Raw genomic sequence first — 13972 nt, 5'->3', positions numbered from 1 at the left:
GCATCAGTCACACACCCGCATCACCACTTCCCGCAGCCAGCCGAGTGCCGCATCCCCTTCACTGCGCTGGTGCCATAACATCTGAAAACTGAGCGGCGCGATAGTCAGCGGCGGCGTAAATACCTGTAATGACGGGCTGAGTATATCCGGCAGCGCCCGCTGCGCCACCGTCAGGATCAGATCAGTGCCTTCCGGTAACTGCGAGGCAATCTGCCAGTAAGGCACCGAGACCGCAATGCGCCGCCGGTAATTGAGCAGCTGTAACTGCCGGTCAATTTCATTGGCTTCATACGGCTTCATGCTCGCCAGGATATGCGGGTGCGAGAGCCAGTCCGCCATCGGCATCGTGCCGTTGGTACAGTATTGTTTGTCCGCAACACTGACCATGGTGTCCGTAAAGACCGTTTTTGTGCGGAGAGTGTAATCCGTGGCAGTAAATACCCCGAATGCCAGATCGAGGCTGCCTTCCTGCAATTTTCCCTGCATCTCCTCGCGGCTGCCCTGCCAGATTTGCAAATCGACCTGCGGCGCGGAACTGCGCAGATAACGGATGAGTTTTCCGCTGAAAATCGCCGCCCCGTAATCAGACATAGCGATATTAAACCGCCGGGTGCAATTTTCCGGCCGGAAATCCTGCTGTGCGATCAGGTCATCGAGCTGACTCAGAGCCTGCGTCAGCGGCGCATACAGTGCTTCCGCCTTACCGGACAGATGATAACGGCCTTGTCTGCGGATAAGCAGCGGATCCTGAAACAAATCCCGCAGCTGGTTCAGTGTGTGGCTGACAGCCGGCTGACTGCGGTGCAGAGACACGGCAGCCCGGCTGACATGGCGTTCACGCAGTAACGCATGCAATGTAACAAGCTGATTTAAATCTAATTTCTTTATATTATTCATAATACGAATAGTGCCCTATAAAATTGATCATTTCCGGTTCTGCCGGGGATCACCTATGATTGATGTTAATAAAACGTTAACCAGGGAGGCCACTATGTCAACCTTATCATTATCCGCTATTGCTTTGATTATTTGTGCTTTTTTTGCCGGTGCCATAGTACCGGTGCAAGCGGTCAGCAATGCAGTGTTAGCACGCCATCTGGGTCATCCGTTATGGGCCAGTCTTGTATCATTATTAATCAGTATTATTGTTTTAGCACCGTTATTATTAATATTTAAAGTTCCGAAACCGGTGCTGAGCGCAGATTTACTGCATCAGCCGTTCTGGATCTGGCTCGGCGGGATAGCCGGAATGCTGTATCTGACCTCCGCTCTGATCCTGGTACCGAAAATCGGCGGCATTACCTTTTTCGTAATGGTGATTGCCGGTCAGCTGGTGATTTCCGCGCTGATTGAACACTTCGGTTTGTTCGGAATGCCGAAACAGCCGGTTCAGATAGCCAAACTCGCCGGTATCGGCCTGGTGGTGGCGGGTGTGCTGGTGATGCAGTTTGCGGGTGAAAAAAAGCCCCGCGATACTGACAGCGGGGCAGGAAATGCAACTCAAATCGAACAGACAATAAAAAGATAGGTTTGGTTTCCCGGAATATTACTGCACAGCTTCAGCTTCCTTCTCCGCTTCCGGGCGGCGCGAAGGACGCTGTAATAAGAAGACACCACTCATAATCAGCACCATCGACAGAATCTCTGTCACGCCAAGCTGCTCATTGGCGGCGAGGAACCCGACAATCAGTGCCACCACCGGCGGGATGTAGGTCACGGATGAAGCCACTACAGCCCCCAGATTCAGGATCAGATAGTAATACGTCAGATACGCCACCCCGGTACCGAGCAATCCCAGCCCGATAATCAGCCCGAGGCTGGCAGTGCTGTCCTGCGCAATGGCGGTAATGCCGGTAAATGGCGTGATGCAGGCCAGGATCACCAACGCAAGGCCAATCTGATAGGTGGTCAGCGCCAGCGGAGCAATCTGTTTATCCGCAAGGAATTTTTTGGCATACACAAAGGAAATCCCCACGCTCAGTGATCCCAGAATCATATAACCCACCCCGGCGAGACTGATACTCTCCCCGCTGACCTGCCACGGCTTGGCGATCAGAATCACTCCGGCAAAGCCAAGCATCAGCCCGCACAGACGCATTACCGTGATTTTTTCCTGACGCAGAAAAATCGCCGCGACAATAAACGAGAACAGCGGAATTGCCCCGCTGAGCACACCGGAGACGCCGGAGAGCAGTAATGAGGTGCCGGAAGCAAACGCCCAGTAATAAATCACCGTGGCCAGAAGCGCCATCACCAGGAAATGCCCGGTGTATTTCAGGTGCTCGCGGCGCACTGCTTTCTGCATCCACGCCATCACCGCAATCGGCACAAAGCCGCATAACACCCGCAGAAATACAATCTGTACCGGCGAGATCCACTCACTCGCCTGGCGCATAAAAATAAAGTTGGTTCCCCAGATAATGCCGAGGAACGCGAAGGCTGCTGCCGTTTTACTGTTCATACTATTGCTACCCCTTTTTTCTGATGGGGCTATTGTTCTGAATCCGGGGCTGTGCTACAACCGATTTAAATTACCTTATGAAAGAGAAAAACTATTTCATGAACCGTTATCCGCCGATGAAAGCCCTGCTGGCCTTTGAAGCCAGCGTCCGGCTCGGCAGCTTTATCAGAGCGGCAGAATTCCTGCATGTCACACCGGGTGCGGTCAGTCAGCAGATAAAAAAGCTGGAGGATGAGCTGGGCGTGATGTTGTTTCTGCGTGAGATCCGCAAACTGACGGTGACAGAGACAGGACAGAAATACTATCGCTTGATTCAGCCCGCGCTGGAACAGATCCGCGCCGCCGGTGAGACAATCCGCTATGCGGCACGCCATACCCTGACTCTGTCCATGCCGCCCGGGCTGGCCTCCAAATGGTTCTCCCCCAGGATGAGTGATTTTGTCCGCACTTTTCCGGGACTGGATCTGCATCTGAATGCCACCGCAGCGCTGGTTTCGTTGGAAAAAGACAATGTGGATCTGGCTGTCCGCTATACTGATTTATCCCGCACGCAACCGGCGCGGGTACTGTTATCTGACGCGCCCTGCCGTCTGTTTTGTCATCCAGCTTATGCCACGCGGCTGTCACTTCACAGCCCGGCAGATCTGAAAAATGCGGTACTGCTGCACACCACACTCTATCCTTACTGGGACAGCTGGCTGGAACACTATGCCGGGATAGCGTCCGGCGGCACACCGTTTACCGCCGGGCTGCATTTTGATCAGTTCTTACTGGCGATTGATGCGGCGGTGCATCAGCAGGGTATTCTGATTGCCAATGATTTCCTGCTGGAACACGAGCTGGCACAACAGACCCTTATTCCTTTGTTTCCGGAACTGACACTGCATTCCGGCAAAGGATTTTATCTGCTGCATAACCGCCACAGTGCCGATCAGGCGATGATCAGCGCCGTCAGTGACTGGTTTTGTCATGCATTTGCTCACACAGCGGAGAATACATAATAGAACCAGAATCTGTCACTGTGTGCCTTTTTCCTCTGCACCGCAGACGGGCAAACCGCCGCGTTTGCGGAAGCCTCTGTGCGGACAGATTATGTCAACGGCTGCCGCGAACCGGCCTCCGATACCTCACCGGATAACACCGCGTCGCAGCGGTTACACCGGGCTCCCGGGTTTACTGAAACCGAACGGGTGATCTTTTACTGTCAGCCACTCGCGCCACTGCTGCCGCCAGAGAAGCGGTAACTCACGCCGCCAGACCATACCCATCTTCCAGGATGCCTGTGCAAAGTCAGTCAGCGGGTAAAACGTGACATCCGGATGCCCCGGATCACCGGCTTCGCCGGGCAGGAGAGCGACACCGGCACCGGCCGCCACCAGGGCAATCAGTGTCCGGATATCACTGCTGTAGTGCACCGCCTGCGGGGTAACATGATTAGCATCCAGAAATGCCGTTATCTGGTGATACAGCCCCGCGCCCCGGTTTTCATGCAATGTCAGCAGCGGATTGCGGGTGATCAGTGACAATTCCTGACCGGGCTGCACTACAGTTCCGGCCGGTACCGCGAGAGATAATGTTTCCTGCTTAAAGGCTACAGCTTCCGGGCAGTGAACCGTATTTTCCGGCAGCGGCAGGCGCATAAAGGCGATATCCAGTTCACCGGAAAGTAATTTTTCAGTCATCACCTGAGAGGGGAAATCATCCAGAGACACCTGCACATCCGGCAGCGTTCTTTGCAGCCGGCTGACAAATTCAGCCGCTTCTTTAAATGCCGAAATACCGAACCCGACATTCAGCCGCGCCGGTAACTGACGGCTCAGTCGCGCCGCATGATGCATAAACTCCCGGCTCTGTGTCACCAGCGCCGTGGCTGCCGGTAATAATTCAGCGCCCTCCGCCGTCAGTTGAGCACCGTGTCGTCCGCGCACAAACAGTGTCAGCCCGAGCCTGTTCTCCAGCAGTTTTATCTGTTTGGTCAGTGCGGGCTGGGTAATGCAAAGGACGGATGCCGCCTCATGATAATGTCCGCAACCGGCCAGAGTCACAAATGCCCGCAGTAAACGCAGATCCATGCTGATTATCCTGTCTGAGATGCCGGTCATGAGCATAACCTGACCGGCATCACCGGGCAATCATCCTTTCAGCCGGGGTTCCGCCGGAGCGACCACCACAGCGTCTTCCGCAAACCGGACTGTCCGCGCATCCCGTTCATAACCCTGACGCTGTGTCAGGATCTGATACAGCTCCGGACGGCGGCCGGTTATCCAGCGCCGCCCGGTGGACAGCGGCAGCAGTGTCAGGTCGAGATCAGCCACCACCATGTCATCCTCAACAGCCTGACTTTCCGCCACAATCCGCCCGTAAGGATCAATCACCATGGCATTACCGGTGCGGACTTCATCATCATCCTGCCCCACACCGTTACTGAACAGATAAAATACCCCGTTATCATGCGCCCTTGCAGGCAGCCAGCGCATCAGCCAGCCGCGCCCGTGCTCTCCCTGAAAAGCCGCACGTAACGCTTCCGGATGTTTATCCCGTTCTTTCCACAGTGTCAGCGGAACCGGTTTCATTCCGTACGGGCTGCGTGAACAGGTGCCGCCGGTCTGGTGCGGAGCCAGAATGATATCAGCACCCATCAGCGCGCAGGCACGCGGGTTTTCCACCAGATTGTTGTCCCAGCAGATAAGAATGGCCGCTTTCACACCCCACGGTGTATCAAATACGGTGTATTGATTACCGCTGCGGATAACCGGATGCTCAAAGGCATGCAGTTTGCGGTGCGCATGATAAGTGCCATCCGGCATACAGGCCACATAGGTGTTATAGCAATGGCCGTCACCGCCGTCTTCAATCAGCCCCGCCCCGATAATCATACCGGTTTCCCGGGCGCGGGCGCAGAGATGCCGCAGTGACGGGCTGTCCGCCAGCGGCTCGCTGAGTGCGCGGACATCCTCATCCGGCAGTTTTGTCACATGCCAGTAGCCGGTGATGCACATTTCCGGCAGCACAAGAATCTGCACCTGCTCCGTGCGGGCGCGCTCAATAAACTTATCAATACAGGCAAGATTGTATTCTTTGTCGCCGGGGCGGTGCTGAAACTGCACAGTGGCGACCCGCAGTGCGGAGGGTGTGTTAACAGGCATCATCATTTCCTCATCAGAATGGACTCTCTGCCCCTATCACACCACAGCACAGAGAGTCCGTATAATGAGTTATCTGATTCGTCCGATAACCAACAGGAATGGAAAGTGAGGATTTATTCAGCTGCCGGGCGTTTCTGCTCCGCAATCCGCTCCATCATCTCTGACTGACGCTCTGCCAGACCGCGGATTTGTTCCTCATAGCATACGGTAAAGTCCGCCGGCAGCCGGGTAATTTCACCTTCCGCCACCTCAACCGGAGTGCCGGATTTATCCAGGCCCCAGATAATATTGCCGTCACCGACTACTTTCATCAGCGGCAGCACACCGGTAACTTCGTAATCAGCCAGCCGCTCACAGGCCGCCGTGACGGATGCCCACTCCGGCAGATCGGGGCTATCGAATCCGAGCAATACCACACCGCGCCAGAACGTCCATGCCGGTCCCACAGAATAGAGTTCCGCTTCCGGCCAGAACTCCTCCCGGGCCATCACGCACAGACCGTTGGTGCGCTGACAGAATGCAGAGTAATACGCCGGTACCGGCACGCCGGTCAGTGCCTCTGCTGCTGCGACAGCCTGCGGCTCCGGTGCGGGGGCGGCGACCACCTGAAAATAGTCGCTGTTGAGATCTTCCAGAATTTCCCATATACGCTGATGAAACTGTTCTGCTGTCATTGTCCTTCTCCCTGCTGATGACGGATAACGCAGGCATACACACGCTGGTGTCCGCTGTCATCCTGCTCAATATACGCCCCCTGCAATTCCGGTGCGAAGCCCGGAAAGCGGTCGGCAGTCTCTTCCAGCGCGAGGAAATAGCGCTGAACCGGGGCTTCCCAGACTTCCCCCGGCACCACACACAAAACACCCGGCGGATACGGCAGAGCCCCTTCCGCCGCGATACGTCCGGCTATCTCTGACACCGCCACCCGCTCTGTATTGCCGCGGACAAATTCAGTATGTGCCGCTTTCGGCGACATCCGTACTGCAGGAAAACAGCGGCGGCGGAACATCTCTTTCTGGCGCTGTTTAACATTATGTTTCACAAACAGATTGTGCATTTCCTGACACAACTGCCGCAGTGTATATCCCGCATAACGCGCCGGATACGTGCGGCACAGTGACGGCAGGACGATTTCCAGTGCCGCATCGCTGTCCAGCAGCTGCTCAAACCGGGCAATCTGCCGGATCAGCCGCTGCATTTTTTCCGGCGTTTCTGCCGGAGTCAGTAAAAACAGGATGGAATTCAGGTCACATTTTTCCGCGATAATCTGATTTTCACGCAGATAATACGCCAGAATCGTCGCCGGAACGCCAAAATCCTCATACTCTCCACTGCTGACATCCACCCCGGGGGTGGTCAGCAATAATTTGCAGGGATCGACAAAATACTGATCGTCCGCATAACCCTCAAAACCGTGCCAGCGCTCGCCCGGTACAAAATTGAAAAAACGCCGGTCTGCGGCGATAACACCGGTTTCCGCCTCTTCCCACGGACGACCGTCCACGGTAGCGGGGATAAAGGGACGGATATGCTGACACGTCCGCAGCAGCAGTTTACGGGCTTCAATCCCCGTTCTGACACATTCCGCCCACAGACGCCGTCCGGGTTCGCCCTCATGCATTTTCGCGTTCACATCCAGTGCGGCAAACAGCGGATAAAACGGGCTGGTGGAGGCATGCATCATAAAAGCGTTATTCATCTGCCGGAAAGAGACATAACGCGCCTGACCTTTGATATGTTTATCTTTTTTGTGGATCTGAGACGCCTGAGAGAACCCGGCCATCTGTTTGTGAACAGATTGCGTTACCAGAATGCCGGGGTCGTTTTCATTCAGTTCCAGCAGCATCGGTGAACACATCTGCATCACCGGGATAAACTGCTCATAGCCGACCCACGCGGAATCAAACAAAATGTAATCACACAGCGGGCCGATGCTGTCCACCACCTGACGGGCGTTATACACCGTGCCGTCATACGTCCCCAGCTGGATCACCGCCAGCCGGAACGGACGTTTGTCGCCCGCTTTTTCCGGTGCGGCTTCCGCCGCCAGTGCCCGCAGGTAATCCTCATCAAAACAGTGTGCGTCAATGCCGCCGATAAAACCGAACGGGTTACGTGCCGCCTCCAGATAAACCGGTGTGGCACCGGCCTGGATCAGTGCACCGTGATGGTTGGATTTGTGGTTATTACGATCGAATAACACCAGATCACCCGGTGTCAGCAGAGCATTCAGCACCACTTTGTTGGATGACGACGTGCCGTTGAGCACAAACCAGGTCTTATCAGCATGAAAGACTTTCGCGGCATGCTGTTGCGCGGCCAGCGCCGCCCCTTCGTGGATCAGAAGATCCCCCAGCGCGGTATCTGCATTGCAGAGATCAGCCCGGAACAATGCATCGCCGAAATAGTCGGTAAACTGCTGCCCGGCGGGATGACGGCGGAAAAACTCCCCGCCCTGATGGCCGGGACAGGCAAAGGAGATATTCTGCTGCGCGGTATAATGTTTCATCCGCCCGAAAAACGGCGGCAGCAGACTCTCTTCACAGGATTGTGCCGCACGCAGAAGTGTGTCACCGACCGTACGGCTGTCATCGCGGCAGAGATCGATAACTCCGCTGATACCATCCGGCAGCGCCTCTGCGTCACCGCCGCTGAGCACCATAAAAACCGGCTGGCCGAAGCCCTGTTGCCGGATCCGCGCCAGCTGGCCGTTGCCGGTATCTGCCGGTGCCACCAGACACACAGACACCGCCGTGAAATCACACTCACTGAGAGAAACCGTTTCAAACGGGAGATCCGGCATGCCGCTGAGCAGCTCACTGACCGCACATTTTTTCTTGTTCATGACAACCCTGCAAAGTCATCTCCGCTGACAACAGGTGTCAGCAGAGTACGGTACGGGAACCGGCAGGCAGACCGCCGGAAAAGCGGTCATCATAACATGCGGTGAGCCGGGCGCTACAACAGATTTTCCGGCATAATGTGATGGATAAGAAAGTGCTTAAATTGCTGATATTCTTCCGGATTAATAACCTGCGGATAACTCAGGATCACCAGCTCATGCGGCGGAAATTCCGGGCGGTAAGCCGGGTGATGATGAATATAGTCATTAACAGCAAAACCACAGTGCTGATAAAAACGCAGACGGCGTTGCGCCACCTCATCCGTCAGCGGATCAATCTCCAGAACAACCCGTTGTTTTTCCTGACAAAACAGTGACAACGCCCGTTGCCCGACTCCGCTGCCGCGCATCTGCGGCGCAATAGCAATGTGCTCAATATAAAACAGGGAACCCATCTGCCAGCAGCCGGTAAATCCGGCAAAGCGGTCATTATCCCTTATCTGATACAGATAATAGCCCGGCTGAGAAAACAGTTTTTCCCGCCCTGCCCGCGTGCGCTGTTCATGCAGCGGAAAAGCGGATTCATACAGCGGACGAATATCATCAAGTACCGGATCAGCCGGTGAGGTAACCGGAAGTAATTGCAGCATAAAAAAGGTTTCCAACCTGAAAAATGAGAATTACCTCACATTATCAGTAACGCCGGGTGACAGCAATCATCCCGGCAGCACCCGCAGAATCTTATGGAGTCACTTTCTGATTTGACCGGCTGTTTTCTGCATGCGGGAACCGGGTATCCGCCAGTTGAAAACGGAAATCATCGCGGTCAATCATGCCGGTGATACTGTCCGCGTCATACAGTTCAAGCGCAAACGCGGCCATTTCGTCACTGGTATGATAACGCCCGAAAGCCCGGTCATAATCATAAGAATCGGTATTATTCGCCACCTGACCAAATTCCGTCTGTGTGGCTGCCGGTGCCAGTACTTTTGCCCGCAATTTTGCCCCGTTGCGGATAAGCTCACGCGCCAGCCCTTCTGTATACGCACTGACAAAAAACTTCGTGGCGCAGTAAGTCACCGCAGAGGGAACAATCGTATAGCCGCCCGCCGAACTGATATTGATCAGTTGCGCACCTTCCGTATGCTGATAATCCTGCACATACAGCGCCGACAACACCATCAGGGCATTCACATTGAGGGCAAGCATCTTCTCCGCTTCCGCCACCGGCTGCTCTGCCACCGTACCGTAATAGCCGAAACCGGCATTATTAATCCACGCAATAATATTCAATGAAGACAACGAGTGATACAGCGCCGCCGCATTGCCGGGCACGGACAAATCACACACGCGGATTTCAACCATGATGTCCGGGTTCTGCTGCATCAGCTCCGCCTTCAGTGTCAGTAATGCATCCTCACGCCGTGCCACCAGCACCACATTATTACCCCGGCGTGCGAAAGCAGCCGCGATTGCCCGCCCGATACCGGCGCTGGCACCGGTGATCACCACATAATTCTGATTGTTCATACAAACCTCCTTTGACATTAGTCCGCTGAGCGTAAAAGATAGAGTTCACTCGAGGTCAAGAGGTTTCTTGCATGCATTATTCCATCAGTGAGTTTTCTGCCTTAACCGGTTTCAGTATCCATACCCTGCGGTTTTATGAAAAAGAAGGCATTTTGATCCCGCAGCGCCGGGCAAATAATCACCGTTGTTATTCCGCCCGTGATGCGGAGTGGGTGACGTTTATCACCCGACTGAAAGAAACCGGCATGCCGCTGAAATCCATCAGACATTATGCGGATTTACGGGCTCAGGGAGAGGAAACGGCACAGGCGCGTATGGATTTACTGCTGGCACACAGCGGGGAATTACAACAGCAGATAGCGGTGCTGAATGATCATTTTCAGCACCTGGAACGAAAGATAGATTACTACCGCGATTTACTGGCCACGGCAGCAATCTGAGCCGCGTCAGTCCGCAGCACTGAGGCGGAATTTCTGTACGGAGTTCTGCAGCGCCTGTGTCTGTAATTCCAGCCCGGCGGCGGTTTCAGAGACATTGCTGACCAGCGAGGCATTCTGCTGGGTCACAGTGTCCATCTGGGTGATTGCAGTGCCGACCTGTAAGATCCCTTTGGTTTGCTCCTCTGACGCAATGGCAATTTCTTTCATGATCTCCGTGACTTCACCGGAGGCACGGACAATCTCCTCCATCGTTTCCCCGCCGCCGGCGACCAGTTTAATGCCCTGATCAACACGGGACACCGCATTGGCTATCAGCCGTTCAATCTCTTTGGCGGCATCCGCACTGTTGCTGGCCAGTGTCCGCACCTCACCGGCCACCACCATAAAGCCGCGTCCGTGGACACCGGCCCGCGCCGCTTCTATCGAGGCATTCAGCGCCAGAATGTTAGTCTGGAAAGCGATACTGTTAATCACATTGGTGATTTCAGCAATTTTGCGTGAACTCTCGGAAATTTCGTCCATTGTGCGGATAACCGCAGCGATCATCTCATGGCCCTGATGTGCAGTTGAGGACGTTACTTCCGCCAGTTCGCTGGCATGATGCGCATGATCCGCATTCAGTTTCACTGTCGCGGTGATCTCTTCCATACTCGCCGCTGTCTCTTCCAGCGCCGCTGCCTGCTGTTCGGTACGCGAGGAGAGATCCGTATTGCCGCGCGCAATCTCAGAAGCACTGTCGCGCAGGGTATCACTGCCTTCACGGATAGAACTGACCGCATCCCGCAGACTGTCCTGCATCTCACTGAGCAGCGGGAACAATTTACCGACACAGTTACGCCCGGCTGCGTCACTTTCCACCGGCTGGCTGAGGTCCCCCCCGGCAATACGGCGGAAATGCTGACGGACATTGTTCAGCGGGCGCTGCATCATCTTCACCAGATAGCGGTCAGCAAAAATCAGGATCAGCAGACCAAACAGTGTGCCGCTGATAATCACAATCCGTGTGGTGGTCATCAGGCCGTCCACCAGGGTACGGGTCTGTTCGATCCGCGTCTCCGCCACCTGTGTAAATTCAAGGCTGGCAGCACCAAATTCTTTGCTCAGCTGCGGTGTGACATCATGGGACTGCTTACGGTAACCCGCCTGATCCCCCTGCTCCGCCAGCTGCATCTGGATTTTAACCCCCTCATCATAGAGTGCCTGCCAGCGGGCAATCACCTTTTCTGACATCTGTACATCCATCGGTCCCGGGGAAATCCGTTTCATCTCCGCCAGGTGCAGCCCCATATTCTCCATCGCTTCCGCAGACGGTTTTAAATCCGGTTCTTCCCCTTCCGCTTTTTTCTGCATTTCGCGGTTCAGCCGGGAAATAAACCGGAAATACTGGTCATTTCCCTGATTCAGTACCGTCAGCTGCCGGACTAGCTGACGATCGGTCGCATTGCCGTCAGACACTCTCGACAGTGACCAGTCACTGTAAAAACTGACACATCCGAGTGTCAGACACAAAATACCGAGTATCGACAGCATGACGAACCGGATGGATAAGTTTCGAAGTAACTGCATACAGTTTCCTTTAAGGGGCGATAAAATGATCTGGCAGGGCCATACGGATACTGTTATCGGCAGAAACTTCAAAAGTTATAATTTTTTGTGATTTTTTAAAATTTTGTTGTTTTTCAGGTTAATAGCTGCACGTTTTTCGGTGGATCAAGATATTTTTCTGTCTGTATGTCTCAAATTCACACAAAAACAGACAATTCCTGATAAAAAAATACAAACCACTGCACACTACATACAGATATTTACACTCCTTGCGGATATAAAAGGTAAATTCATTTAATATTAAAAGGTTAACTTTTGTATCGCCCGATAACTGAGCGATAACACTCTTTACCGGTAATAAAAAGAATGAACATAGACGGGCTTCGCGGAAGTATTATTCAGAGTCTGGTGTTGTGGATTGAGCAAAATCTGGAATCTGATTTATCACTGGATATCATTGCCGCACGGGCGGGTTATTCCAAATGGCATTTACAACGCTTATTTAAAGAGCACACCGGTGTCGTGATCGGAAAATATATCCGTGCCCGGCGCTTATCCTGTGCAGCAAAGGCATTGCGGATTACCCGCAGCAGTATTCTCGATATTTCGGTGAAATACCGCTTCGATTCACAGCAGACATTCTGCCGCGCCTTTAAATCCCAGTTTAATACCACCCCTTCCGCCTACCGCAAGAAAGCAGGCTGGGACAGTAACGGCTTCTGTTTTCCGTTACAGGCGGAAAACCTGATTCCGTTTCAGTCTGAACTGACCGAATTACCGGAAATGCTGTTAGCGGGCTCTCATCATTATCACCGGAAACATCTGTCGGACTGGCAGACTGAAAACCGGAAATTCCGGCGTGAATTCTGGGAGAAGTTTTTTAAGGAAGTGGATATTATTCCGGCGGATTTGTATGCCATACATGCCCCGTATGAATCAACCGCAGATGATATCAGTTATGCCTATACCACAGCGGTTATTCCGTCCGTATTATCAGCGGACAGCATCCGCCGCGCTTCACTTTCTCCGGTGACCTTACCGGGCGGGCATTATCTCAGAATTACCATTGATCCGGCTATGCTGAAAAATCTGCCCGCTGATTACAACAATATTATTCATGCCGCCTATTCCGGTACGCTGGCAGAAATGAACCTGCTGCGCAGACGGGGCCCGGATATTGAACACTATAAACTGCTGCCCGCAGAGCGGCATGATGAGTTTATTGCCAACGGCCTGCAGTATGTGGAAGAGATTAATTACTACATCCCGGTCATGCTATAACAACGCATTATGTACGGCTTGTGTGAAGACAGAAGCCGGCGGCGGCCCGGAAATACGGGCAAACTCCTGTTCACTCCGGCGGCACGGCTCACAACAGGGTGCATAAAAACGGATCACCGAAATCCCGTCACCGTGCTCAATACCGGCAAAATTGCTTTCTGTGTAGTCCGGTATCATAGGTTCTCTCCCTTCTCAGAATGAAAAATGACGGCATTCCGCCCCTCTGCTTTTATAGCGTAACCACCGAAAAATCTAAAGTCTTCCGGATAACCGCCGATAATAACCTGTAGCCCTCCGGCAATGCACATCACAACATAATGATTGATATGATTTTTTTTCACACTGCGATACATTCTGTCTTTTTTATCGGATAAATTACTATTCGGCCTGTAATTACTCATAATATGTGTTAATTTGCATTTACGCTTTAAACTTGTGAACAGGCATATTGTGGTAATAATTTGTAATATTTCAGATGTTTTGTATTTAAACCGATATAACATCATGAAGTATAATGATTTTTATAATTTTACATTATGAAATATATGTTTTTATTGTGTATAATTTATGTTTAAAAAAACACAGAAATTTATAATTTTACCCATCACGACACATTTTTAGTGCAAATGATGACTTTATTTTAAAAACAAAACAATAAATCATAACAAAATAACGATAAATTGTGTTTTTACATTATTTTATTTTTGATATACACGCATTATTGATA

The 13972-nt window shown here is 52.8% G+C and carries 14 protein-coding genes and 1 pseudogene; 5 read left to right on the top strand and 10 right to left on the bottom strand.

What is annotated here, in order from left to right:
• Positions 1–3 precede the first annotated feature (3 nt).
• Positions 4–897 carry a LysR family transcriptional regulator gene (locus tag GN208_RS00075; protein WP_004238536.1) on the bottom strand — a complete coding sequence of 298 codons (894 nt, stop codon included), beginning with the start codon at positions 895–897 and terminating at the stop codon, positions 4–6.
• Positions 898–991: 94 nt separating this feature from the next.
• On the opposite strand from GN208_RS00075, the gene GN208_RS00070 reads away from it, so the two are divergent.
• On the top strand, positions 992–1528 hold the full coding sequence (locus GN208_RS00070; RefSeq protein WP_004238537.1) for a DMT family transporter: 537 nt from the start codon (positions 992–994) through the stop codon (positions 1526–1528).
• An 18-nt stretch (positions 1529–1546) separates the two neighbouring features.
• On the opposite strand, the gene GN208_RS00065 is transcribed toward GN208_RS00070, so the two are convergent.
• The gene (locus GN208_RS00065) at positions 1547–2461 is read right to left on the bottom strand and encodes a DMT family transporter (RefSeq protein WP_004238538.1); all 915 of its coding nucleotides are present in this window, start codon (positions 2459–2461) and stop codon (positions 1547–1549) included.
• Between the two features lie 98 nt (positions 2462–2559).
• Here GN208_RS00065 and GN208_RS00060 point away from each other — a divergent pair, with 98 nt between their 5' ends.
• Positions 2560–3462, top strand: coding sequence for a LysR substrate-binding domain-containing protein (locus GN208_RS00060; protein WP_015422593.1), 903 nt, complete (start codon positions 2560–2562; stop codon positions 3460–3462).
• A 99-nt stretch (positions 3463–3561) separates the two neighbouring features.
• Positions 3562–3663, top strand: a pseudogene (locus tag GN208_RS00055) (aminoglycoside 6'-acetyltransferase); the annotation flags it as partial.
• On the opposite strand, the gene GN208_RS00050 reads toward GN208_RS00055, so the two are convergent.
• The 6 genes from GN208_RS00050 to GN208_RS00025 all read right to left on the bottom strand — a co-directional run bounded on the left by GN208_RS00050 (position 3616) and on the right by GN208_RS00025 (position 9979).
• Positions 3616–4533, bottom strand: a complete 918-nt coding sequence (locus GN208_RS00050) for a LysR family transcriptional regulator (protein ID WP_015422592.1) — start codon at positions 4531–4533, stop codon at positions 3616–3618. The pseudogene GN208_RS00055 and the gene GN208_RS00050 overlap by 48 nt on opposite strands.
• Before the next feature lie 60 nt (positions 4534–4593).
• Complete coding sequence (locus GN208_RS00045; RefSeq protein ID WP_036416957.1) at positions 4594–5607, bottom strand: nitrilase family protein; 1014 nt, start codon at positions 5605–5607, stop codon at positions 4594–4596.
• A 113-nt stretch (positions 5608–5720) separates the two neighbouring features.
• Positions 5721–6281, bottom strand: a complete 561-nt coding sequence (locus GN208_RS00040) for a hypothetical protein (RefSeq protein ID WP_004238542.1) — start codon at positions 6279–6281, stop codon at positions 5721–5723.
• Positions 6278–8452 carry an ornithine decarboxylase gene (speC, locus tag GN208_RS00035; protein ID WP_004238543.1) on the bottom strand — a complete coding sequence of 725 codons (2175 nt, stop codon included), beginning with the start codon at positions 8450–8452 and terminating at the stop codon, positions 6278–6280. Before speC ends, GN208_RS00040 begins: the two co-directional genes overlap by 4 nt.
• Positions 8453–8565: 113 nt before the next feature.
• A complete protein-coding gene (locus tag GN208_RS00030; protein ID WP_015422590.1) occupies positions 8566–9099 on the bottom strand; it encodes a GNAT family N-acetyltransferase in 534 nt (177 codons plus the stop codon).
• Between the two features lie 91 nt (positions 9100–9190).
• Positions 9191–9979 carry an SDR family NAD(P)-dependent oxidoreductase gene (locus GN208_RS00025; protein WP_004238545.1) on the bottom strand — a complete coding sequence of 263 codons (789 nt, stop codon included), beginning with the start codon at positions 9977–9979 and terminating at the stop codon, positions 9191–9193.
• Positions 9980–10050: 71 nt separating this feature from the next.
• Between GN208_RS00025 and GN208_RS00020 the strand changes: the two genes are divergently transcribed.
• Positions 10051–10419 (top strand): MerR family transcriptional regulator, encoded by a 369-nt coding sequence (locus tag GN208_RS00020; protein ID WP_004238546.1) that lies wholly within the window; start codon positions 10051–10053, stop codon positions 10417–10419.
• A 6-nt stretch (positions 10420–10425) separates the two neighbouring features.
• Here the strand turns inward: GN208_RS00020 and GN208_RS00015 are convergent, their stop codons facing one another.
• Positions 10426–11985, bottom strand: a complete 1560-nt coding sequence (locus GN208_RS00015; RefSeq protein WP_015422589.1) for a methyl-accepting chemotaxis protein — start codon at positions 11983–11985, stop codon at positions 10426–10428.
• 345 nt (positions 11986–12330) lie between these two features.
• On the opposite strand from GN208_RS00015, the gene GN208_RS00010 reads away from it, so the two are divergent.
• Positions 12331–13245, top strand: a complete 915-nt coding sequence (locus tag GN208_RS00010; RefSeq protein ID WP_004238549.1) for an effector binding domain-containing protein — start codon at positions 12331–12333, stop codon at positions 13243–13245.
• On the opposite strand, the gene GN208_RS00005 is transcribed toward GN208_RS00010, so the two are convergent.
• A complete protein-coding gene (locus tag GN208_RS00005; protein WP_004238550.1) occupies positions 13240–13422 on the bottom strand; it encodes a hypothetical protein in 183 nt (60 codons plus the stop codon). The two genes, GN208_RS00010 and GN208_RS00005, sit on opposite strands and share 6 nt — an antisense overlap.
• Positions 13423–13972: the final 550 nt, after the last annotated feature.

The organism is Morganella sp. HSTU-ASny43 (assembly GCF_022819185.1).
In the GTDB taxonomy this organism is placed as follows: Bacteria; Pseudomonadota; Gammaproteobacteria; order Enterobacterales; family Enterobacteriaceae; genus Morganella; species Morganella morganii.
This window is presented reverse-complemented; position numbering and strand designations above follow the sequence as displayed.

Bases quoted from the DNA above. Each gene is read 5' to 3' on its own strand.
- GN208_RS00075 (WP_004238536.1), bottom strand. From the start codon at position 897: ATGAATAATATAAAGAAATTAGATTTAAATCAGCTTGTTACATTGCAT.
- GN208_RS00070 (WP_004238537.1), top strand. From the start codon at position 992: ATGTCAACCTTATCATTATCCGCTATTGCTTTGATTATTTGTGCTTTT.
- GN208_RS00065 (WP_004238538.1), bottom strand. From the start codon at position 2,461: ATGAACAGTAAAACGGCAGCAGCCTTCGCGTTCCTCGGCATTATCTGG.
- GN208_RS00060 (WP_015422593.1), top strand. From the start codon at position 2,560: ATGAACCGTTATCCGCCGATGAAAGCCCTGCTGGCCTTTGAAGCCAGC.
- GN208_RS00050 (WP_015422592.1), bottom strand. From the start codon at position 4,533: ATGGATCTGCGTTTACTGCGGGCATTTGTGACTCTGGCCGGTTGCGGA.
- GN208_RS00045 (WP_036416957.1), bottom strand. From the start codon at position 5,607: ATGCCTGTTAACACACCCTCCGCACTGCGGGTCGCCACTGTGCAGTTT.
- GN208_RS00040 (WP_004238542.1), bottom strand. From the start codon at position 6,281: ATGACAGCAGAACAGTTTCATCAGCGTATATGGGAAATTCTGGAAGAT.
- speC (WP_004238543.1), bottom strand. From the start codon at position 8,452: ATGAACAAGAAAAAATGTGCGGTCAGTGAGCTGCTCAGCGGCATGCCG.
- GN208_RS00030 (WP_015422590.1), bottom strand. From the start codon at position 9,099: ATGCTGCAATTACTTCCGGTTACCTCACCGGCTGATCCGGTACTTGAT.
- GN208_RS00025 (WP_004238545.1), bottom strand. From the start codon at position 9,979: ATGAACAATCAGAATTATGTGGTGATCACCGGTGCCAGCGCCGGTATC.
- GN208_RS00020 (WP_004238546.1), top strand. From the start codon at position 10,051: ATGCATTATTCCATCAGTGAGTTTTCTGCCTTAACCGGTTTCAGTATC.
- GN208_RS00015 (WP_015422589.1), bottom strand. From the start codon at position 11,985: ATGCAGTTACTTCGAAACTTATCCATCCGGTTCGTCATGCTGTCGATA.
- GN208_RS00010 (WP_004238549.1), top strand. From the start codon at position 12,331: ATGAACATAGACGGGCTTCGCGGAAGTATTATTCAGAGTCTGGTGTTG.
- GN208_RS00005 (WP_004238550.1), bottom strand. From the start codon at position 13,422: ATGATACCGGACTACACAGAAAGCAATTTTGCCGGTATTGAGCACGGT.